Source organism: Veillonella sp. CHU740, from assembly GCF_003992055.1.
Classification (GTDB): Bacteria; Bacillota; Negativicutes; order Veillonellales; family Veillonellaceae; genus F0422.
In genome coordinates this window covers 99,176-122,691 of sequence record NZ_RQVD01000005.1, presented here as the reverse complement: position 1 = coordinate 122,691, position 23,516 = coordinate 99,176, and the positions used below count along the sequence as shown (strand labels likewise).

Here is a 23,516-nt window from a genome sequence, read left to right as displayed (position 1 = left end):
GAGGAGCATGCCGTGCTCTTTTATGTATCAGGTTTACACCCACCAAAGATTAGGAGGAGCAGCTAGTGCACTCATCCATTTCTAAGGATTGGTTACGGATATAGTAAATTGTCTTAATGCCTTGTTTATAGGCTTCCACATATAAATCAAGAATTTCTTTTGCTTTCATTTGCGGCGTAATGTACAAATTGAAAGACTGTGCTTGGTCGATGTGGCGTTGGCGGATACCGCAAGCCTTGATAGACCATTGTTGATCGATGGTGTGGGCTTCTTTGTAGAACCACATCGTTTCATTGCTCAAATCGGGCGCCGTTTTTGGTGTAAAGCTACCTTTTTTCTCTTCAATGAAGAATTTTTTGAAGATAGGATCGATACCAGCTGTGGTGTTAGCAATGTTGGATGTACTACCGGTTGGAGCAATAGCCATTAAGTAACCATTGCGGATACCGTATTTTGCCACGTCAGCTTTCAGCTGTTGCCATCTTTCAGACGTGTAACCACGGCGCTCAAAATATTCCCCAGTTTCCCATTGAGAACCTTTGAAAGCAGGGTAGGCCCCTTTTTCTTTTGCCAGTTCCATAGACGCTTTGATGGCAGCGTAGGCAATATTTTCAAATAATGTATCAGCCACAGTTAAATGCTCATCGCTTTCCCATTGTACTTTATGTTTCACCAGATAGTGGTGGTAACCGCTCGTACCAAGGCCGATAGCGCGATATTTTTCACTAGTCACACGAGTTTCAGGCACAGGGAATTGGTTGATAGTAATAACGTTGTCCAACATACGGACTTGTAAAGCAATATTTTCTTCCAATTCTTCGTCAGAGGTTTGACCTAGGTTGATAGAGTTCAAATTACACGTTACCATGTCACCTGCTTTTGTGCGAGTCACGATGGAACCATCGTCTTGGATAATTTCTTCATCTAAATCAGTGAAACCAACGTTTTGTGCGATTTCATGGCATAAATTAGACGCATAAATCATACCCGCATGTTTATTAGGGTTTGCACGGTTTGTCGTATCACGGAAGAAGATGAACGGCGTACCAGTTTCTACCGCAGAACGCATGATTTTTTTCATCATATCTAAGGCGCTAACCTCGATGCCGTGTAGATCTGGACTGGCTTCACAAGCTAAATATTTTTCTGTGAACGCTTTATTCGTATCATCATCGTAATAGTCTTCTAAATGAAAACCCATCACACGAGATACTTCATGTGGATCGAACAATGTGAAATGCTCACGATTGATAACACGTTCCATGAAAATATCTGGTACAGATAGAGCAGGGAAAATGTCGTGTGCTTTACGACGATCATCACCATTATTGGTACGAAGCTCAACAAATTCGTAGAAGTCTTTATGCCACACGTCAAGTGTTACCGTAGCGCCACCTTTACGTTTACCTAGTTGGTCTACAGCAACGGCAGTATCGTTGTATAAACGAATCCAAGGGATGACACCGCCAGAAGAATTTTTATAGCCACGAATATCGGAGTTCAAGGCACGTACTTTACCGAGATAAATACCAAGAGCGCCACCATGTTTAGATACACGAGAGAATTTTGCATTCACATCGTAAATAGACCAAAGATTATCTTCTACACCAGAGATGAAGCAAGAACTCAATTGATGGAATGGTGTACCTGCATTCGCCAATGTTGGAGTAGCAGTAGTCATCTTTAACTCGCTCATTAAGTCATAGAATTTTTTTGCGTAGTATACCTTTTTGTCGCCTTCAATGACAGCTAGATGCATAGCAATGGCCATGAAACGCTCTTGAGGAAGTTCGTAAATTTCTTTGTTAAAGCCTTTTACTAAATAGCGGTCTGCTAATAACTTAATACCTTCATAGTTAAATAGGTAATCACGTTTAGGCTTAATATAGTCGCCTAGCTCTTCTAATTCAGCTTCTGTATATTGTGTTAAGAAAAAGTCTGCATAACGGCCAGCAGCGACTAAGGTTTTTACTAAATCAGTGAAGTTACCGTAACCAAAGGCTTTGTACTTGCGGTTAATAGCAGCTTCTTTGTATAAGTCAAATAAGTATAGGCGAGCTGCTACGAATTGCCAATCTTGGTTCATGCGGTTTACCATGTTACCGAAGCCGTCATCTACTTTTTGGATGACCTTTTCAATGGCAGTTTGAACAAGCGTTTGCTGAATTTGTTTTGTCGTCATGCCGTCTACGAATTGTAATTTACAATCCATTTCTAGTTCGATAGGGTCACAGGAATCCAGGCCTAAACAAGCGAAGGCAACCATTTTCTTTGTTTTTTCTACCGATAATGGCTCGTAATGGCCATCCCGTTTCTTGATCATAATGCTCATGAAAGTTCTCCCTTTTCTACAGATTTGATGATCTAACATTGTAAGTTAAAGAAATATACAGATAAATTGAATATATGTGAAAGCACATCCTCACGTTCTGTGAATGAGCCCTTGACCATAAAAGGACTCCCATTTACAAATTGTAAATGAGAGTGCATAGATATGTTTTCACACAGACTCAATATCAATATATTGTATGTTAAGGCGTTGCATTAGTACAACATCTTCTAAAATTATACTATATAGGTGGCTTTTTCTCAACGGCTTAACAATGTCAAAAATGCATACCCTAATGAGGAAATAGTACTTTACAAAATAATTTAATCAGAGAACATTATAATTGTATTAGCTGATCCATAAAGACCAGGGTGAGAAAGAAGATAGAACGCTAGTAGTAAAATAGAACCGAATAAGAAAAAGACGATGGAAAATTCTGTCGTCTTTTTTATGTTTTAGTCATCGTACAATCGGTGCTTTCAGAGAAAAGAAATAGAAAAAAATAGATATTACTTGTGTCCGAGGTGTGATAAAAATCAATATCTTGTGATATGATTTTTAGTAATAAAAAGAATGCAAAATAGATATCAATTAACGAGGAAATTAATTATGAGAAAACATATCATATAGGAATGTGGGATTTATTAATACAGGTAAATGGCAAATTATTCTAAAATTAAAATTCAATGATGAGAAAAAATTATAGAAGCTAAAAAAAGGCGTAATAATGGGAAGTCTAAAATAGACTACAAAAGTACACTAGAAAAGTATAGATTAGATGAGAATATAGATGAAAAAAGGCAAAAGTTTTAGGCTTTAATAAAACTTATGAAAAACGTTATCAAAATAAGATAATCCCTTGTAAAAAAGGGGATTTTAAGGGCAACTGTGACAATTGTAACACTTGAGATAACCGTATATAATAAAGCTATAGATTGAATGCATATATCAGTCATATATGCAGTGTAAAAATATTTACTTATTTAAGAACAGTATGTAAGATGTATAGTTCAAAATAAGACAAGTGTTTTTGAGGAGGTACGTATGGAACAATATGATGTTCTCGTAGTAGGTAGTGGTGGAGCAGGCCAACGAGCTGCTTTAGAAGCTGCACGACGTGATGGTTTACGTGTAGCATTGATCACAAAGATTTTCCCAACACGTTCTGCCACAGCAATGGCGCAAGGTGGTGTTAATGCGGCGTTAAATAACGTAGCAAAAGAAGACTCCACAGAAGTTCACACATTCGATACAGTAAAAGGTTCTGACTATTTAGGCGACCAAGATGCTATCGAGTTCTTCTGTCAACGTTGCCCAGAAGGCGTATTAGAAATGGATTTCATGGGAACTCCTTTCTCTCGTACAGACGAAGGCAAAATCGCACAACGTAACTTTGGTGGACAATCCTATCCACGTACATGCTATAGTGCGGATAAAACAGGTCACGTTATTCTTCATACAACATATGAACAATGTCTTAAAGAAGGCGTACATTTCTTACAAGAATGGTACTTGTTAGATATCGTTGTAAAAGACGGTAAAGCTGGCGGTGCTGTTATCTGGAATATGAAAAAAGGTAAAGTAGAAATTATCAAAGCTAAATCCATCGTATTATCTACTGGTGGTGCTGGCCGTGTATTCTGGACTCGTACAACTAACCCATTCCTTTCCACTGGCGACGGTATGGCAGTAGCATTCCGTGCGGGCGTAGGCTTAAAAGATATGGAAATGATCCAATTCCATCCAACTGGTCTTGGTAAAACTGGTATCTTGATGTCTGAAGCTGTTCGTGGTGAAGGCGGATACTTGTTAAACGTTGAGGGCGAACGTTTCATGAAAAAATACGCTCCTAACAAAATGGAATTAGCGTCTCGTGACGTTGTAGCAAAAGCGATCGAAGATGAAATCGCAGCTGGCCGCGGTTTCAACGGAACTGGTCTTGACGCATACGTAGTAGCTGACCTTCGTCACTTAGGACCAGAAGTTATCATCGAAAAACTTCATGGTATCCGTGACTTGGCTCTTTGCTTCGAACATTGCGATCCATTAACTGATCCAGTGCCAATTCGTCCTACTTGCCATTACATCATGGGCGGTATCGACGTAGTTGACTATAAAACTTGTGCTACAGAAGTTCCTGGTATCTTCGCATCTGGTGAAGCATCTTGTATCTCTATCCATGGTGCTAACCGTTTAGGTGGTAACTCCTTGGCAGACGGCGTTGTATTCGGTAAAGTATCCGGTGCAGGCGCTGCTGATTATGCAGAAACAAACACATTTGCAAATTGCGATGCTGAATTGAAAGCAAAAGCTGAAGAATGGGAAGCTAAATTCGTTGAAGTTACATCCCGTACAGAAGGCCGTCCAGTTGCTGAAATTCGTGATGAATTAGCAGTAGCTATGTGGAATAAAGTAGGTATCTTCCGTAACGAAGCAGGTATCACAGAAGCTCTTGAAGTTATTGAACGTTTGACTAAAGAGTATGAAACTTGCTACGTAGGCGATTCCAACCGCACTTACAACATGGCATTCGTTAACTATGTAGAAATTAAATCTATGTTAACAGTAGCGAAAGCAATTGCTTTAGGCGCGTTAAACCGTAAAGAATCCCGTGGTGCTCACGTTCGTGAAGAATTCCCTAAACGTGATGATTCCCAATATTTAAAACATACAATTTGGAAACTTGGCGCAAATGGCGAATACGAAATGTCCGAACGCGATGTAGTGTTCACTAAATACGAACCACAAGAAAGGAAGTACTAAGATGAGACAAATTACTTATCATATCCACCGCTTTAACGAAGGCCGCGCTTATGTACAGTCTTATACTTTCGATTACGAAGCAGACCGTACTATCCTTTGGGGCTTACAAAAAATTAAAGATACAATCGATCCAACATTGACTTTCGTAGCAGCTTGTCGTTCCGCAGTATGTGGCGCTTGCTCCGTGAAAGTTAACGGTCAAGCAATGCTTGGCTGTGAAGCTAAAATTGATGAAGTAACAGAACGTTTTGGTTCTGATGAAATCACTGTAGCACCTATTGGTAACTTCGATGTGATTCGTGACTTAGTAGTTGATTGGGAAGCAAAAGTTAGCCGCTTGAAAGAAGTAGCTCCTTGGATTTTCGTAAAACCAGAATTCACTACTAAAACTGGTACTCGTCAAACAGCGGCAGACTTCAAAAAATTCGTTATGAACACAGAATGTATCCTTTGCGGATGCTGTGCTTCCGAATGTAACAAATTGTCTGCTAACCGTGAAGACTTCTTAGATCCATATGTATATACAAAAGCTAATCGTTTTGTAATGGATTCCCGTGATGTGTCTCCAATGGCACATACAACACCAGCGTTCAACCATGGCTTGTGGAAATGCGTGCATTGCATGAACTGTATCACTCGTTGTCCAAAACATTTGAAACCAGAAAAAGATATTTCCAACCTTCGTCGTGTAGCTACAGCAGCTGGTTTATCTAATAAAGGTACTCGTCATGCGATCGCATTCAAACAAGACTTGTTAAAAACTGGTCGCCTAAACGAAGTAACTATGAGCTTGAAAACAGATGGATTATTGGATTCTGCAAAACAAGGTCTATATGCTCTTCGTTTATGGAAACATGGCAAAATCAATCCATTCGAGTTGGTAGTTCCTCATAAACCAGTCAATGGTATTGAAGGTGTTCGTACAATCGGTCGTGCAGTAGAGGAGGCTGGAAAATAATGAAATACGGATTTTTCCCTGGTTGCGTATTAGAAGGCGCATCTAAAGAAGACTACTTAGCAACCGTTGCAGTAGCGAAAAAATTAGGTATCGAAATTCAAGAATTAGACGGATGGACTTGCTGCGGCGCGTCTCACGTACAAGATATCGATCCATTATTGACTCTTTCTACTAACGCTCGTAACATTGCGTTAGCTGAAAAAGAGGGCTTAGATATCCTTACAGTTTGTAACACTTGTACATTAATGCTTCGTGAAGCTAAAAAAGAGCTTGATGATCATGAAGTAACTCGCCAAAAAGTAAACAACATTCTTGGCGAAGCTGGTATGAACTACAAAGGTACTAGCGAAGTAACACATTTCTTGTGGGTTCTTATCCGCGAATATGGTTTAGATAATTTGAAAGCAAAAGTGGTTCGTCCATTGACTGGCCTTCGTGTTGCTGAATATTATGGTTGCCATATTCTTCGTCCAGAAGAAGAAATGGGCTTCGAAGATATGCAAATCCCAACAAGCTTGGCAGATTTGATTACAGCATTAGGCGCTACTCCAATCGATTTCTCCCGTAAATTAGATTGCTGTGGTTTCCATGCAGTATACCCTGCACATGATTCTGTAATGCAAATGACTGGTTCTATCAATGCTGATGCGCAAAAAGAAGGTGCTGATTGTGTCGTAACACCATGCCCACTTTGCCAAATGCAATTAGATATGTTCCAAAAAGAAGCGAAAGCAACTGTTCCAATGAATGGTGATATGCCTATCATCCACATGAGCCAATTAATTGGTCTTGCATTGGGTTGCACTCCAGCAGAAATGGGTATGACTAACCGTCACTTGGCAAGCACTGCTTCCTTGAACCGTTTCTTATAATTTGAAACTTAATAAATAGTATCACACAAACTTACAACAGGTTGTCCATATGGGCAACCTGTTTTTTATTTATTTTCCAATATATAAGGTTATAGGACATAATGAGGGTTATAGGGCAAAATGAGTTGGGTTTATTGCATAGTGATATATTAAAGATATAGTTATTATTATAGTATTATATTATAGAATACATCGAACATATATATTGAAAGTATAGAACAAATATGCTACTATACTGCTATAGAGGAGGGATAGTATGGCAGTCTATATGTGTTTAGATTTGAAGAGTTTTTATGCCTCTGTAGAGTGCGCAGATTTAGGAGTTGATCCTTTCACGACACCGCTCGTAGTGGCAGATGCATCTCGTGGATTAGGTGCTATTACGCTCGCTATTTCTCCAGCCTTAAAGGCATTGGAGGTAAAAAATCGATGTCGATTATTCGAGATTCCATCTACCATCGAATATATAGCAGTAAAGCCTAGGATGCGACGATATATGGAGGTATCCGCCTCTATTTATGGAGTCTTGTTGGAATATGTGGCACCTGAAGATATACATGTGTATTCTATTGATGAATATTTTATTGATGTAACTCCCTATAGCCGTTTATATAAGAAATCATATTATGACTTGGCTCTGTTATTCAAAGATAAAGTATTAGATCGCACTCATATTCACGCCACGGTTGGGTTAGGAAGTAATTTATTTTTAGCGAAGGTGGCCCTCGATGTATTAGCAAAGCATGCACCGCAAGGGATTGGTGTGCTTAATGAGGAGTCATTTAAAGAAAAGATATGGTATCATCAGCCCATCACAGATATTTGGCAAATTGGCAAAGGCATTGCTCGCCGACTACACAAATATGGTGTAGTAGATTTACATGGTATTACTACGGTGCCAGAAGATAGGTGGTATAAGGAGTTTGGTGTCAATGCAGAACTATTGATTGACCATGCGTGGGGACGTGAGACGTGTACGATGAAAGAGATTCATGCGTATCGCCCAGCTAAACATTCTTTATCTAGAGGGCAAATTTTGTTGCGGAACTATTCGTATGAGGAGTGTTTTGTCCCTCTTCGCGAAATGGTAGAATCCTTGCTATTAGAGCTCATTGCAGAAGAGGCGTTGACGAAGCATATCTCTTTAGGGGTACGGTATGCAGATAGAACTGTAAAAGGCACAGGTGGATCACGACGTCTGTCGAAGTATACTTGTTCTTTAGAGATACTTTCACAGGCGGTATTGGATTTGTACAAAGAAACTGTTCATCAACATCAAGAGATTCGGCAGTTATCAGTGGGCTTTGATGATTTAGTGAATCGGGCGGCTGTTCCTTGGGAGGAAGACTTATTTTCTGATGATTCGAAAGAGGAAGAAAAATCGTATCAAGTGGAGCGTACAGTACTGGAAATTAAAGAGAGATTTGGTGGTAACTCGATACTGCGAGCGAGTAGCTTGCAAGAAGAAGGTACGATGCAGTTTCGCAATACTTTGGTGGGAGGTCATAATGCAACATAAACGACCGAAGATGACATTGTTACAGAGGGCTAAACAATTTATGCCCTTTGCTGCATTGAAGGGGTTTCAAGAATTACTAGAAGAAACAGCGCGATATACAGAGAATCGTAAAAAACTTTCAGAGGAGCAATTAGAAGAGTTAGATAGGCAATTGTACTCTATGGTTAGGGGACAACGAGTGAGGGTTATCTATTACACGGGGAGACACTATCATCAAGTAGAAGGGGTATTAGATGCTATCAATCCTGTGCATCGAACCATCAAGGTACAGGGGCAACAGATACCGCTTTCTCAAATTACAAAGCTGAGTTCATTAGACTGAGTATTGACCATTTATGTAAATCATGTAGAATGGACATAGATGGATATAATAGTATAAATGCTAGTTATGGATGGATTCAATGCCATGATTGAGGATAGATGATCTAATAACATAGTGAGATAGGTAGGTATATGAAACAGAAGCGTAATAGAGTGTATTGGGTATGGATGATAGGAATCATTCTGTTAGTAGGCCTCTTAGGTCTTACGTGGAATATGTATAGAAAGTATACGGCACCGGTGACACAATATACGGTGCAAGTAGGAGATTTTTCTATAACGGCCCCTGCAGTAGGGATGACTAGTACAACGATGGAGATAGAATGGAGATTATCAGATGTAGCGGGAATTGTAGGGTATGATGTATATGTCAATGATACATTAACTCATACGATCCGACCTGAGCATGTAGGGGATAGTTTAGAACCACGGGTACAGTTAATAGGCTTGCAACCAGATACGGTGTATATGGTGCAGGTGAAAGCGATCAATGCGGCAGGGGAGAGTGTATATACATCATCAAAGGTTCCCTATAAAACATTGCCGAAAGAACCAAGATTAGAAGCTACCGCGTACGGTGCCGTTGGCGATGGTGTGACAGATAATACGCAGGCATTACAAAAAGCAATACGAGATACACCAGCAGGCGGAGTACTACATGTAGCAAAAGGGGTATACAGAACAGGGGCGTTATTTTTACATAGTTATATGACATTAGACCTAGATGAAGGTGCGGTGTTGATGGCTGTGGATGAAAGCTCCGCGTTTGTGAAGCCAAACTATGTCGTCACAGGAGGAACTCCGTATCTTGGTATTTTGAACCTACAAGGTGATGAAACAGGGCCTATTGAACGAGTTGTGATTCGAGGTGGTGTCATTGATGGTCGTGGTTGGAAAGAGCCAGTACCACGAGGGTTAGATATTGATCAAGAAGTGGGAAAGATAGAGCAAGATACTCTTGAAGAATACGGTGTATTGAGTCGATCAGAAGTAGAAGCTGCTATGCGAAGAGGAGCCAGCTATGAAAAAGGTAGTTCCACTCGCTCCTCTTTGATTGAGATACAAAATGGCAAGGAGATTGTCCTAGAACGCGTGGTATTGAAAAATGCTCCAGCTCATATGGTACAAGCTACACAAGTGGAACAGATGTATATGAAAGATGTACAAATGCAAGGTATGTACAGTGGCGATGGATTGCATTGGGATGGACATAATTTAGTGATGAGTCATGTTCGGATGGAACAGATGCAACAAGGAGTAGTTGCAGCGGCAGGTGATCCAACAGGGACGACAGTGACAGAACAATGGAATGCCTATGGACTTCATATTGTTAATAGTCAAATAGGACTAGTATTTTCCAACACAGGTAATACATGGATTCAGCATGTGTATTTGCAAGGGCTAGTCATGGAAGATGTAGGGCTAGCGGTACGAGTGAGAGAAACAGCTACGATTGGCGGTGGCATCCGTAATATCGTAGTGCGAGATTCCACATTGCGTCGTATTGCAGAGCAGATCGATTTAGGCGTAAAACGTATCAACCCTGTGGACTGGGGGCATACAACGGTGGAGTTACAACCTATGAAGGCGCAGGTCACAGAGGATATACAACAATAAATAGTGACACTTTATTGTAGAGTGAACAAATAGAAAGAGGAGCATGAACCCGATGTTGGATTCATGTTCCTCTTTTGTTTGCTGTTATATAACAAGATAGTTATAGTTGTAATGGGTTGTGGAATAAACGTGCTGGTTTCTTACGTTGCTTTGTAGGCACGTACACTTGTAAAAACTTAGGTAATACTTCTAAGTCTAACGGAGCATCTGGACCGATATCGCCGTCCATATTAGTAGAAGCATCCATAGTATCGCATACTTCGATGTGAGCTTGTTTGACTTTCAATATAGTCACATATTTAGAGTTATAGATGGAGCCGCTTAAAATGAGCGGTAAAATAAAGAATAAGTTCATAATGAAATATTCTTTGAAGATGATGATACGCATGTAACCATCGTCTACAGAGGCAGTGGGCATAAAGTGTTCAAAGCTAGACACTACATTGGTGAGAAGGGCGATGACTAAGGGAGACATAAACTCTTTCGTGCCTTCTTCTGTGGTGATGCTAAAGCGGTAATCTTTCGTGGTGAATAGAGCTTGTCCGCCTTTGGCAAAATAGGCAAGTGGCCCTAATAATTGTTTTTCTTTTGGTGTTACAGAAGCCACGACTTCAGGGATCACGCCGATGGCAATATTGTTGCAGAAGTACGTATCGTTACAACGGCCGACATCGACACGACGAATAACGCTGGTTTTTAAAGCGTGGATGGCTTCTAGTGGTTGTAAAGAGATACCTAGAGCGCGACTCATGTCGTTAACAGTACCGATGGGAATAAATCCAAATTTGGCACGCCCCCCAGCTCGAACGATACCATTCACAGTTTCATTGATGGTGCCATCTCCCCCCATGCAAAAGATGGCATCCACGCCTTCGTTGGAGGCTTCGATGGCAAATTGTGTGGCATCCCCTGCGTGGCGAGTAAATTTTACCTCCATTCGATCAAATAAAGAGCTGAGTTGCCACTGTAGCTCCATTACGTATCGGCGAGCCCTGCCACCACCAGATACGGGGTTGATAATAATTAAACAACGACTCATGGTTGATTCCTATTCTATATACACATAGTTTTAAGAGATTAATTATAGTATATATTATTATACCATAGGAATTATCAATAGATACGTTGATTTTTTAGAATGCTTTCACGTATAATGAAAGAAACTGTTGCTGAAATACCTAGTGAGGGCTAGGTAGTATATTATGGGTGAAGCAACACGGAGGGAATCAGATGGATAAGACAGAAGAGTATCGTTTGCATAGTATTGATTCAATCGGACGATTACCGTTGAGTGAACAAGTATATATGTCCCTGAAGCAAGCGATTTTAACTGGGACATTAAAACCCAAGGTGAAGCTCAGTGAAGTACGTATTGCAGAGCAGTTAAATGTGAGCGCTACGCCGGTGCGAGAAGCGTTTCGTAAACTGGCAAAAGATAATCTAGTAGTCATTAAACCTTGGAAGGGCGTGACTGTAAAAGGATATTCTCCAGAAGAAATCGTAGCTATGTATCAGTGTCGAGAAGTGATGGAAGGCTTAGGCGCTAGATTGTGTGCAGAACGATGCACGCAAGCTCAACTCGATGAGCTGCAAGACGTGTGTGATGCGGGCATCCATACGGAAGATCCAGGAGAACGAGTGGCTATCAATAGTCGCTTTCATACGATGATTGCAGAATTTTCTGGCAATGAGCGGGTAGCAGACTATTTGGCAGACTTCCGAGAAATGGTGAATCGAGATATGTATATTAGTACATCGGATAAAACGCGGACTATCTCCTGCGATTTAGAACACCAACAAATTATGGAAGCTATTCATGATCGTAATGGGGAGCTGGCAGAGGAGCGCATGCGAGCGCATGTGCGAAATGCTTTTGTATTTAAAAAGGCCCATGCAGAATTGTTGGCGAAACAAAAAGAAGAGTAATCTCGAATAGATATGGCCTTTGATAGATGAAAGTAAGAAAATCTCAATTGGTTATACGTAAAACCTATATAAAAAATATAGGAATTTATCATTTTGTGTATTTACTTTTACACAATCCTTTGCTATAATAACTCAAGCAAAGGGTTCACACTACCTTTGCAAGATAAAGATCTCTCTCTTTATCTACCTAACTTACAATAGGGAAGGCTTTATCTTACACCTTCCCAGGTAAAAGACCCTACTTTTACCGAATGGGGCGCCCCCCATTGCCCCAAAACATTTGAAGTTAATTCAAATGTTCTCTCTCTTTTTTCTCAAATACAGAAACCTCGGCTTTTTTCTCTTGGCCGAGGTTTTTGTATACCTTGGGGTATAGATAATAACTATATGAAGAGGGCGTTGGCTTTGTTTGTCAAATGGATAGAGACCGAGAGATAAATATGCTTTATAAATATAGGGAATCTGATTGATGAAAAGCGGTAAAAATGCTATTATAAGAGTTGAACTTTGAGAGATTGATGTGTATTGAAAACACTGAATAAATACAGTCTTTCTGTAGTCCTATATTACAATCCTAAGGAGGGTGAATCTCTTGCAAAAACGTAAAGATTTTATCTGGAAAATGGGCGGTCAGCAAGGTGAAGGTATTGAAAGTTGTGGCGAAATTTTAGCTACGATTCTTGCCAAAGAAGGATATTCCTTGTATAGCCAACGTTTGTTTGCATCTCGTATCAAAGGTGGTCACACAACATTTGCACTACGTATCGCATTAGAACAAATTATGACAGTCGGTGAGCATATCGATTTCTTGGTGGCATTAGATCAAGAAACTGTGGATATGCATGGTAAAGAAGTGCGCGAAGGCGGCTTTATTATTTGTGATAGCAAAGTAAATCCTAATTTTGAAGCATTTGAAGGAACTGGCGTAACATGCTTAGCATTACCAATTTCCGAAACAGCGTTACAACAAGGTTCCTTGTTGATGCGTAACATTGTGGCATTGGGTATGTCTGTTGCTCTATTGGGCTTTGAAACAGAACTATTCTTAACAGCCATAAAAGCTCGTTTTGCGAAAAAATCTGAAGACATTATTAACAAAAACTTACAAGCATTCCAATTGGGTTACCAACTTGTAAAAGAACAATTGGGTGATGTAGAGGTAGATACATTAGATAAACCAGAACCAAAAGATCAAATGTTCTTGCTTGGTAACGAAGCATTAGCATTGGGCGCTATTGCTGCAGGTTCCCGTTTCATGGCATCGTATCCGATTACGCCAGCTTCTGAAGTAATGGAATACATGATTAAGAAAATGGATAAAATCGGTGCTACTGTTGTACAAACAGAAGATGAAATTGCTGCTTGTATGATGGCTATGGGTGGTGTGTATGCTGGTGTTCGTGGCTTTACATGTACATCTGGCCCTGGTTTGAGCTTGATGGCTGAGTCTTTATCTATGGCATCTATGGCTGAATTGCCAATGCTAATCATCGATGTACAACGTTCTGGTCCATCTACAGGTATGGCTACAAAAGTAGAAACATCCGATATCGATGCAGCTTGCTACAATGCGCATGGCGATTATTCCAACATCGTAATTGCTCCAACAAGCATTGAAGAATGTTTCTATGAAATTCAACATGCTTTCAACTTGGCGGAACAATACCAATGTCCAGTGATTTTCATGCCTGATTTACAACAAGGTTTGAATAAACAATCTGTACCAACATTCGATTTGAATCGCGTTGGTATCGAACGTGGTAATTTGATGAAAGAAGAAGAGTTGCCAGCATTGGAAGCTCCTAAATACTTCAAACGTTTTGAATTGACTGAAAGCGGCATTTCCCCTCGTACTATCCCAGGTATGAAAAATGGTCTATTCTTGTCTACTGGACTTGAACACAATGAAGAAGGTAAACCAGCAGAGGCTCCTTCTATGCACGTGGCTCAAACAGATAAACGTTTCCGCAAATTATCTACAGTAGCAGACGTATATGAGCCATTCTTGAACAATGCAAAACATGAGGAAGCAGATGTTCTTGTGATCGGCATTAACTCTAGCCGTGGTGCTATCGAAGAAGCAGTGGTGGAATTAGAGGCAGAAGGCCACAAAGTGAACCACTTACAACTTCGTTTGATTAAACCGTTCCCGAAAGAACAATTGCTACCATTCTATAACAGTGCTAAAAAAGTTGTGATCTGCGAGCAAAATGCAACAGGTCAATTGACTAACTTGTTCCGCATCAACATGCCGAACAAAGAAAAACTTTCTAGTTGCTTAAAATACGATGGTAATCCATTTACTACATCTTATGTGAAAGCGGCAATTAAGGAGGTATTATAATGGCAACAGCAAATCAATATAGAAATGATATCCGCCCTAACTGGTGCCCAGGTTGTGGTCACTATGGGGTTCAAGCAGCTATCGCTGATGCAGTAGCAGCTCTTGATATTGCACCTGAAAAATTGGCTGTTATCTCTGGTATCGGTTGCTCTAGCCGTATCGGTGGTTACTTCTATGCCTATGGTGCGCATACTACACATGGTCGTGCACTTCCGTATGCACAAGGTGTGAAATTGGCGAATGAAGATATGAATGTAGTGGTTTGTGGTGGTGACGGTGATGCCTTTGCGATCGGTATGGGCCATACGATCCATGCGTTCAAACGTAATGTCAATGTTACCTATGTAGTTATGGATAACCATGTATATGGTTTAACAAAAGGCCAAACATCTCCTCGCTCTGACGTGGGATTTGTAACTAAAACATCTCCACATGGTTCTTTTGAAAGTCCATTGCCAATTTGCGAAACAGCTATCGCTTCTGGTGCTACTTTCGTAGCGCAAAGCTACATGGTAAACCGTGCTCAATTGGTGGACTTGATTAAACAAGGTATGCAACATGAAGGATTCTCTTTCATCAATGTGTTCAGCCCTTGCGTAACATACAATAAACAAAATGGCTATGATTACTTCAAAGATAATTTAGTAAACTTGCCAGAAGGTTACGATCCAACAAACCGTGCGCAAGCATTTGCTACATTAGGTGAAACGAATGGTCTTGTAACAGGTTTGATTTATCAAGATACAACAAAACCATCCTTTGAACAAGCATTATATGCTGCTAACGGTGGTCCACATGCTCGTGCATTAGTGCATGACGTGGTGAAACCAGATGCAGACGTGTTTGCTGCTCTTTGCAACGAGTTTAAATAGAAACGACATATCTCTTGTAAGAGTGTAAATGATGTCGAAAAGCCATATAACTTCAGAAAACTGCCCTACGTGAAAGTTTTCTCGAAGTTATATGGCTTTTCTTTTGCATGTAATACTCTGGGCGGAGATATGTTGTTTCTATTGGGGGACTCTAGGTGGAGGAAAAACCGCAATGCTTCTGAAAAGGCGAAAAGCCGCGTCACTTCTAAAAACTGAGTGAAAGTTTTTAGTAAGTAACACGGCTTTTCTTGACGAATGTTTTTGTGGAGTGATGTGTTTTTTAGGGGGATTGTATAGTTTGTTTGGAATGTTTATTTTATAGTTTGTGGATTTTTGCTATACTGTAGATGTTACCTCCCCGATACTGGTGACAGGAAGGGGGTGAGTTCATGGAGATACTAGTCAACTTGTTAATCTCTGTTGTGGCAGGAATAATCAGTCAATATTTCTGCAAGTGGTTAGGCAGATGGTTTAAAGGTAACTAGCCCGATCTAGAGGTAGCTCTCTTTAAAAAGCAAAACCCCCACAGTAGGCGCTGTGGGGGTTTGTTGTTCTCATGGAACTAGTCAACTTGTTGTCAACTGAATTATATCATGCTTAGCGAGAATTGTCATCTAAAAAGTAGAATCTTTCAAAACCTCATTTGTATTGTTATAATGAGAGTATATTGAAACGAGGAGTGATATTTACATGAAATCTGTTTTATATACGATGATGCTAGCGGCGTTTTTGAACCCTTTTGCATCGAGTTCTCTCACGATGTCTTTTCCAGATATGATGCGCGAGTTTGGAGCCGCTACGAATGATATGGCATGGGTGGTGGAAGCCTTTCTGCTATGTTGTACGGTGGCGGTGATTCCTGCTGGGAAGCTAGCGGATATGTACGGGAAACGCAAGTTATTTTATATAGGTAGCATCGTATTTACGGTGATATCTGTATGCATGTGTTTTGTGAACTCCGTAGAAATGTTAATGTTTTATCGGGCTTTGCAAGGGATTGCCTTAGGTATTGTGTATACTACGTCTATGTCTATTTTGACATTGTCCGTACCAGTGGAGCGACGTGGATATGCATTTGGTATGATTGGAGGAATGGTGTATTTAGGGTTATCCTTGGGACCGGCCTTAGGGGGACTTTTAAATTACTATTATGGCTGGCGCAGTATTTTTGTGTTTACCGCCTTATTAGGGGTGGTGGCAAATGGGATGGCCTTTCGTTCGTTGCAACAAGAGTGGGTGCATGCCCCAGATAGTAATCTATCTTTCAGTAGTTTAATATTATATGTCTTCAGTATTAGTGCAATTATGATTGGTATTACAGAGTGGGTTCGTTTCTGGTGGAGTGCTTATGCTATTGTAGTGGGAATGGCAGCATTATCTGTCTTAGGATATAAAGAATGGAATAGCAAAGATCCGCTCATTCCCGTTAGAATATTTGCGTCGAATCTAGGGTTTACTATGTCTAGTATAGCTGCGATGATGAACTTTAGCTCCACCTTTGGTGTAGGTTTTGTATTGTCATTGTTTTTACAAATGATAATGGGCTTTGATTCTCGTATGACGGGATTGACCTTGTGCATCCAAACAGGCATTATGGTATTCTTGGCACCGCGGATGGGGGCCTTATCGGATCGACACAATCCATCCCGATTTGCTCGATGGGGGATGGTGCTTATTGGGATAGGTTTACTTAGCATGGCCTATGGTACTTTCACTGAAAGTCTGCCAATTATTATGAGTAGCTTAGCCATTGTTGGTATAGGAGTTAGTAGTTTTGCACCGCCGAATAATAATTTGATTATGAGTTCTGTACCGAAAACATATATCAGTTTTGCGTCATCTACTATTTCGACAGTACGTCTCTTGGGACAAACCATTAGCATGGCGTTGATAGGAGTCATTTTAGCTTATACCATAGAAGGAAAAACGGCGCTACAAATGATGGAGTATAATAGTACCATCGCATTAGTAGCATTTGGCGTGATTTGCTTGGTAGGAGCTATCCCGGCAGGCGTGCGTAATACGCGGAACTGAACTGTTAACTGTTGGTTGATAGTTCGCTTGAGTACTATAAAAATTAGGATAACTAATGTAAAGTATTTGCTCAGAACAGCCATGTTGCTTCTAAAAACTTTCACGTAGGGCAGTTTTTAGAAGCGACGTAGTGGTTCTTCTGATACGCTAGTTTGATATATTTAGAGAATTGAGAAGGTAGTTTCTGTTGCTGGGTGGTTGTTAACTATTAGTTGACAACCACTTTATAATTGTTGAACTGTCAACTAATAGCTGACAGTTGCCCACGATTTTTGTATAATGATAAGGTAATATAGAAAACCCTATGAGGTATGACTTTCACAATGGATAGTAAAAAAATCCATGAGGATTAGATAAAGGAGTGACAGTATGATTAATCGTTACACTCGTGAAGAGATGGGACATATTTGGAGTGAACGTAATGAGTTCGATACGATGTTATTAGTAGAAATATTGGCATCTGAGGCGCAAGCTGAGCTGGGGATTATCCCAAAGGAAGCGGCGGTAGCGATTCGTGAAAAGGGAAATTTCGAAGTGGACCGCATTCGTGAAATCGAACGTGAAACGAATCATGACATCATTTCCTTTGTCACTGCTGTCGGCGAATATGTAGGGCCTGAGTTTGCGAAATACATTCATCTTGGCTTGACGTCTACAGATGTAAAAGATACTGCCTTAGGATACATGATGAAACAAGCTTGTGACTTATTGTTAAAAGGTTTACGCAATTTCCGCGAGGTCTTGGCTCGTCGTGCTGTAGAGTTCAAATATACACCGATGATTGGTCGTACGCATGGCATTCATGGAGAGCCTATCACATTTGGTGTGAAATTGGTGAACTGGATGTCCGAGATTGACCGCGATATTGCTCGTTTAGAACAAGCTCGTCAATCTGTAGCAGTAGGTAAATTGTCTGGTGCGGTAGGAACGTATTCCAATATTGATCCATTTGTAGAACAATATGTGTGTGAAAAATTGGGTCTAGAACCTGTGAAAGTAGCGACACAAGTAGTATCTCGTGATCGTCATGCAGAATTATTGTCTATGATTGCTGTTATCGGTGGAACATTGGACTGTATTGCCTTGGAAATTCGTCATTTACAACGTACGGAAGTACGTGAAGCGGAAGAATATTTCAGCCCGAAACAAAAAGGTTCCTCTGCGATGCCACATAAACGGAATCCAATTACTTGTGAAAGAATCTGCGGCTTGGCACGTATCTTGCGTGGTCATGCACAAGCAGCATTTGAAGATCAAGCCTTATGGCATGAGCGCGATATCTCTCATAGCTCTGTAGAACGTGTGATTTTGCCAGATGCAACAATTACATTGGATTACATGATTCATTTAGCCACACGTACGGTGGATAAACTGTTAGTATATCCAGAAAACATGATGAAAAACTTGAACTTAACAGGTGGTCTTGTATTTAGTCAAACGATTTTAACGCATTTAGTGGACAAAGGTGCTGTTCGTGATGAAGCCTACCGTTGGGTACAACGTCATGCTATGGCGCGTTGGTTAGAAGGTAAAGATTTTGCTACAGGATTAAAATCTGATCCAGAGATAGCAAAATACTTAAGCGCAGAAGAAATCGATGCTTGCTTTGATCCAAAACCATTGTTGCGTCATGTTGATACGATTATGGCTCGATTTGGACTATAATAATAGAATTAGGAGGGTAGATAGAATGTCATAAGACATCTATCTACCCTAATTGTTTCAATATATGCTATAATAGATTGTAAATAGCTTTATGTAAGACGCCTATTTACAAGTACTAAATAATAAATAGAAGAACTTTCATGGTGGTTGCTTTCACAAAGAAGGTCAATCAGCAATATGAAATGTTCAAAGGTGTAATGGAGGCAATTCATATGGGAACCAATGTAGCAACAAGTATGGTAATTGGCACACAATGGGGCGACGAAGGTAAAGGTAAAATCGTTGATTATTTATCTGAACGCGCTGATGTAGTGGTACGTAGCCAAGGTGGTAATAATGCAGGTCATACTGTGGTAGTAGATGGCAAATCTTTCGCGTTGCGCCTATTGCCTAGCGGTATTTTGTATGATGATAAAATGAATATCATTGGCACTGGTGTCGTTGTGGATCCTAAAGTATTGTTAGAAGAGATTGCAAACCTTGAAAAAGAAGGTAAAAGTGCAAAATCCTTATATATTTCTGACCGTGCACACGTGATTTTGCCATATCATAATCGCTTAGATGAAGCGGAAGAATCTGTGAAAGGCGATGCTAAAATCGGCACTACAAAAAATGGTATTGGTCCATGTTATGCAGATAAAGTAAATCGTATCGGTATCCGCATTTGCGACTTAATGGATCCAGTTGTATTTGAGAAAAAACTTAAATTCAACGTAGAATTGAAAAATAAAATGTTAACGGCAGTCTATGGCTTTGAGCCAGTTAACTTTGAAGAAATCTTAAAAGATTACTTAGGTTATGCGGAACAATTGCGTCCATTTGTAAAAGATACAAACTTTGCTGTGATTGATGCTATCCAAAGTGGTAAAAAAGTATTGTTCGAAGGAGCACAAGCAACAATGCTTGACCTTGATCATGGTACTTATCCATTCGTAACAAGCTCTCATCCAGTGGCTGGTGGTGCGTCTGTGGGCGCTGGTGTAGGCCCTAACTACTTAAAAAATATCTTTGGTGTAGTAAAAGCGTACTCCACTCGTGTGGGTGAAGGCCCGTTCCCATCTGAATTATTAGATGAAACTGGTGAATACCTTCGTCAAACTGGTCATGAGTTTGGTACTGTAACAGGTCGTTCCCGCCGTTGCGGCTGGTTAGATTTGGCAGTTGTATCTTATGGTGCTGCATTAAATAGCTTAGATTATTTAGCAATTACTCGTCTTGATATTCTAGATGGATTAGATGAAGTGAAAATCTGCGTAGGCTATACACGTAATGGTGAAGCAGTACAAGGATTCCCTGCTAGCTTGGATGTATTAGCAAAATGTGAACCAGTATACGAAACATTCCCAGGGTGGAAAACAGATATTTCCGGTATCCGCAAGTATGAAGAATTGCCAGAAGCGGCACGTCGCTATGTAGAACGTATCGCAGAAGTGACAGGTGTAAAAATCGGTATCGTGTCTGTAGGACCTGGCCGTGATCAAACAATTGACTTAGTCAATGTATTTGCATAATTTATAAAATGAAAGAGACTCTGTATAGGGTCTCTTTTTTGTAATTGTATAGGAAATAGAAGACTGCCATGCTAAAAATACACCTATGCTATGCGAAAAATGCAAGAATAAAAATGTGATAATGCTAAAATTATATAATCATTAATATATTAATAAAATAGGAATAAAAACTCATTAAATCTATTCTCAGTGGACAATTAGTTAATAAACATACAAGAAATACAACCTATAACGAGAAAAGATATCAATAATAAAAAGTTAATGTATAAAAAAAGAAATTTTATTTTCTACAGATAAAATTTAAGAGATTTGTATGAGAAATGTTGATATGAGTGTGTTTATTAAGATGAAATAGAGAAAATAATATTCTATAGGATATACTATCTTAGCCATTTAATGAGATGAAATATAACTAATTGCTATAATAAAAATAGTTAATTAAGGTTGAATTAAATTGGCATTAGGTGTAAGATGAATATGAAATAGCTACTGTATATTTATATATCTATAGCTACCATGTCGACAATGGTTTTCAATAATTATGTCTATTCATAGTATGCAATAGGAGGCTTTATTATGAATCATTTAAACATTGCGTTCTCTCACGATGCGCTACAAGACTTTGAAGATTGCATTACTCGTTTTGCAGTGACTTTAGATCAAACAGATTTTTCTGATGTAGCAGCGATTGTGATTACAGATGCAGATCATGAAGAAGTGTTGAGCAACCCATTGATTGAAGCGCTTCGCATTCCTGTATTCTTAATCAAAAAAGATGCGAACTCTACTGTAAAACCAGAATTTGTAGGTAAAATTACTCGTGTTATCGATGGTAACGAAGTAAACTACGAATTATATGTAAAACAAATTGAAGCAGCAGCTAAAAAATATGAAGAAGAAATGTTACCTCCATTCTTCCGTGCATTAGCTGATTATGTAGAAGATGGCAACTCTCAATTTGACTGTCCAGGTCATCAAGGTGGCCAATTCTTCGCTCGTCATCCAGCAGGTCGTGCATTCTATGATTTCTACGGTGAAAACTTATTCCGTAGTGACTTATGTAATGCGGACGTTAAATTAGGTGACTTGTTGATTCATGAAGGTCCAGCATGTGACGCACAACAACATGCAGCACAAGTATATAATGCAGACAAAACATACTTCGTATTGAACGGTACATCTTCTGCGAATAAAATGGTATTGAATGCATTATTAGCTCCTGGGGATATCATTTTATACGATCGTAATAACCACAAATCTATTTCCCATGGTGCATTAGTACAAGCTGGTGCGACTCCTGTATATTTAGAAACAGCTCGTAACCCATTCGGTTCTATCGGCGGTATCTTGGAACATTGCTTTAATGAAGAATATATCCGTAAATTAGTCGCAGAACAAGATCCTGAAAAAGCAAAAGCTGAACGCCCTATTCGTTTAGCAGTTATTCAATTGGGTACATACGATGGTACTATCTACAATGCTCGTCAAGTAGTAGATAAAATCGGTCACCTTTGCGACTACATCTTGTTTGACTCCGCATGGGTTGGTTATGAACAATTTATCCCAATGATGAAAGATTGCAGTCCATTGTTATTAGAACTTGGTCCTAACGATCCTGGTATCTTGGTAACTCAATCTGTTCATAAACAACAAGCTGGTTTCTCTCAAACATCTCAAGTACATAAAAAAGACTCCCATATTAAGGGACAAGATCGCTATGTAAACCATAAACGTTTGAACAACGCATTTATGATGCATGCATCTACATCTCCATTCTATCCACTATTTGCATCCCTTGACATCAATGCTAAAATCCATGAAGGGGAAGCTGGTAAATTATTGTGGAAAGATTGCGTAGAAACAGTTATCGATGCTCGTAAAGCAGTTCTTAAAAACTGTAAATACCTTCGTCCATTAGTACCACCAGTTGTAAATGGTAAAAAATGGGAAGATGGTGACACAGCAGCAATGGCTCAAGATGTTAAATACTTCGCATTCGAGCCAGGTGCAAAATGGCATTCCTTCGAAGGCTATGGTGCAGGTCAATACTTCATCGATCCATGTAAATTCCAATTGATTACACCAGGTATCAACGTAGAAACTGGTGAGTATGAAGACTTTGGTATCCATGCGAATATCTTGGCTAACTACTTACGTGAACATGGTATCATCCCAGAAAAATGTGACTTGAACACAATTTTATTCTTGATGACTCCAGCAGAATCCAAAACAAAAATGGATGACTTGGTAGCACAATTAGTTCGTTTCGAACAATTAATTGAACAAGACGCACCAATGCAAGATGTATTGCCATCGATTTACTACAATAACATCGATAAATACAAAGGCTATACAATCCGTCGTCTATGCCAAGAAATGCATGATTTCTACAAAGATCGCAATGTAAGCGAACTTCAAAAGAAACTATTCTTACACGAATACTTGCCTGAATATGTAAAAACTCCTCAAGAAGCAAACTTCGACTTCGTACGTGGACATGGTGAACTTGTTCCATTGACAGAAGCTGTTGGCCGTATGGCATTGGAAGGCGCTCTTCCATACCCTCCAGGAGTACTTTGTGTACAACCAGGTGAAAGATGGTCTGAAACTGCTAGAGATTATTTCTTAGCATTAGAAGAAGGTATCAATAAATTACCGGGCTTCGCTCCTGAAATCCAAGGTGTATACATTACAACTCAAGAAGACGGAACTAAAAAAGCCTTCGGTTATGTATTGAAAAAAGAATTTGATAAATAGTTATTAATAATGAGGTAAAGCTAGGAGC

General features: G+C 39.7%; 15 protein-coding genes. 13 read left to right on the top strand and 2 right to left on the bottom strand.

Translation table 11 applies throughout. From position 1 onward, the window contains the following. Window positions 1-49: 49 nt before the first annotated feature. Complete coding sequence (locus EO115_RS04530; RefSeq protein WP_126937795.1) at window positions 50-2,332, bottom strand: ribonucleoside-diphosphate reductase subunit alpha; 2,283 nt, start codon at window positions 2,330-2,332, stop codon at window positions 50-52. Between the two features lie 1,041 nt (window positions 2,333-3,373). On the opposite strand from EO115_RS04530, the gene EO115_RS04525 reads away from it, so the two are divergent. From EO115_RS04525 to EO115_RS04500, 6 genes are all read left to right on the top strand, one after another. Then, complete coding sequence (locus EO115_RS04525) at window positions 3,374-5,092, top strand: FAD-binding protein (protein WP_126937794.1); 1,719 nt, start codon at window positions 3,374-3,376, stop codon at window positions 5,090-5,092. A 1-nt stretch (window position 5,093) separates the two neighbouring features. Further along, entirely contained in the window at window positions 5,094-6,050 is a 957-nt protein-coding gene (locus tag EO115_RS04520) for a succinate dehydrogenase/fumarate reductase iron-sulfur subunit (RefSeq protein WP_126937793.1), read from the top strand. Next, window positions 6,050-6,922: a CoB--CoM heterodisulfide reductase iron-sulfur subunit B family protein gene (locus EO115_RS04515; RefSeq protein ID WP_126937792.1), complete on the top strand. Its 873-nt coding sequence runs from the start codon at window positions 6,050-6,052 to the stop codon at window positions 6,920-6,922. The genes EO115_RS04520 and EO115_RS04515 overlap by 1 nt, the downstream gene beginning before the upstream one ends. 256 nt (window positions 6,923-7,178) lie before the next feature. Further along, window positions 7,179-8,441 carry a DNA repair protein gene (locus EO115_RS04510; RefSeq protein ID WP_126937791.1) on the top strand — a complete coding sequence of 421 codons (1,263 nt, stop codon included), beginning with the start codon at window positions 7,179-7,181 and terminating at the stop codon, window positions 8,439-8,441. After that, window positions 8,431-8,763 carry a YolD-like family protein gene (locus EO115_RS04505; protein WP_240628940.1) on the top strand — a complete coding sequence of 111 codons (333 nt, stop codon included), beginning with the start codon at window positions 8,431-8,433 and terminating at the stop codon, window positions 8,761-8,763. The genes EO115_RS04510 and EO115_RS04505 overlap by 11 nt, the downstream gene beginning before the upstream one ends. 131 nt (window positions 8,764-8,894) lie before the next feature. Continuing rightward, complete coding sequence (locus EO115_RS04500) at window positions 8,895-10,379, top strand: glycosyl hydrolase family 28-related protein (RefSeq protein ID WP_126937790.1); 1,485 nt, start codon at window positions 8,895-8,897, stop codon at window positions 10,377-10,379. A gap of 100 nt (window positions 10,380-10,479) precedes the next feature. On the opposite strand, the gene EO115_RS04495 is transcribed toward EO115_RS04500, so the two are convergent. Then, window positions 10,480-11,418, bottom strand: a complete 939-nt coding sequence (locus EO115_RS04495) for a diacylglycerol kinase family protein (protein WP_126937789.1) — start codon at window positions 11,416-11,418, stop codon at window positions 10,480-10,482. A gap of 191 nt (window positions 11,419-11,609) precedes the next feature. Between EO115_RS04495 and EO115_RS04490 the strand changes: the two genes are divergently transcribed. From EO115_RS04490 to speF, 7 genes are all read left to right on the top strand, one after another. Next, window positions 11,610-12,305 (top strand): GntR family transcriptional regulator, encoded by a 696-nt coding sequence (locus EO115_RS04490; RefSeq protein WP_126937788.1) that lies wholly within the window; start codon window positions 11,610-11,612, stop codon window positions 12,303-12,305. A 592-nt stretch (window positions 12,306-12,897) separates the two neighbouring features. Further along, window positions 12,898-14,649, top strand: coding sequence for a 2-oxoacid:acceptor oxidoreductase subunit alpha (locus tag EO115_RS04485; RefSeq protein ID WP_126937787.1), 1,752 nt, complete (start codon window positions 12,898-12,900; stop codon window positions 14,647-14,649). Further along, window positions 14,649-15,521, top strand: coding sequence for a 2-oxoacid:ferredoxin oxidoreductase subunit beta (locus EO115_RS04480; RefSeq protein ID WP_126937786.1), 873 nt, complete (start codon window positions 14,649-14,651; stop codon window positions 15,519-15,521). The genes EO115_RS04485 and EO115_RS04480 overlap by 1 nt, the downstream gene beginning before the upstream one ends. Window positions 15,522-16,211: 690 nt before the next feature. Continuing rightward, a complete protein-coding gene (locus EO115_RS04475; RefSeq protein WP_126937785.1) occupies window positions 16,212-17,555 on the top strand; it encodes an MFS transporter in 1,344 nt (447 codons plus the stop codon). 369 nt (window positions 17,556-17,924) lie between these two features. Then, entirely contained in the window at window positions 17,925-19,220 is a 1,296-nt protein-coding gene (purB, locus tag EO115_RS04470) for an adenylosuccinate lyase (RefSeq protein WP_126937784.1), read from the top strand. A gap of 212 nt (window positions 19,221-19,432) precedes the next feature. Further along, a complete protein-coding gene (locus EO115_RS04465; RefSeq protein WP_126937783.1) occupies window positions 19,433-20,731 on the top strand; it encodes an adenylosuccinate synthase in 1,299 nt (432 codons plus the stop codon). A 576-nt stretch (window positions 20,732-21,307) separates the two neighbouring features. Then, on the top strand, window positions 21,308-23,488 hold the full coding sequence (gene speF / locus EO115_RS04460) for an ornithine decarboxylase SpeF (RefSeq protein ID WP_126937782.1): 2,181 nt from the start codon (window positions 21,308-21,310) through the stop codon (window positions 23,486-23,488). Window positions 23,489-23,516: the final 28 nt, after the last annotated feature.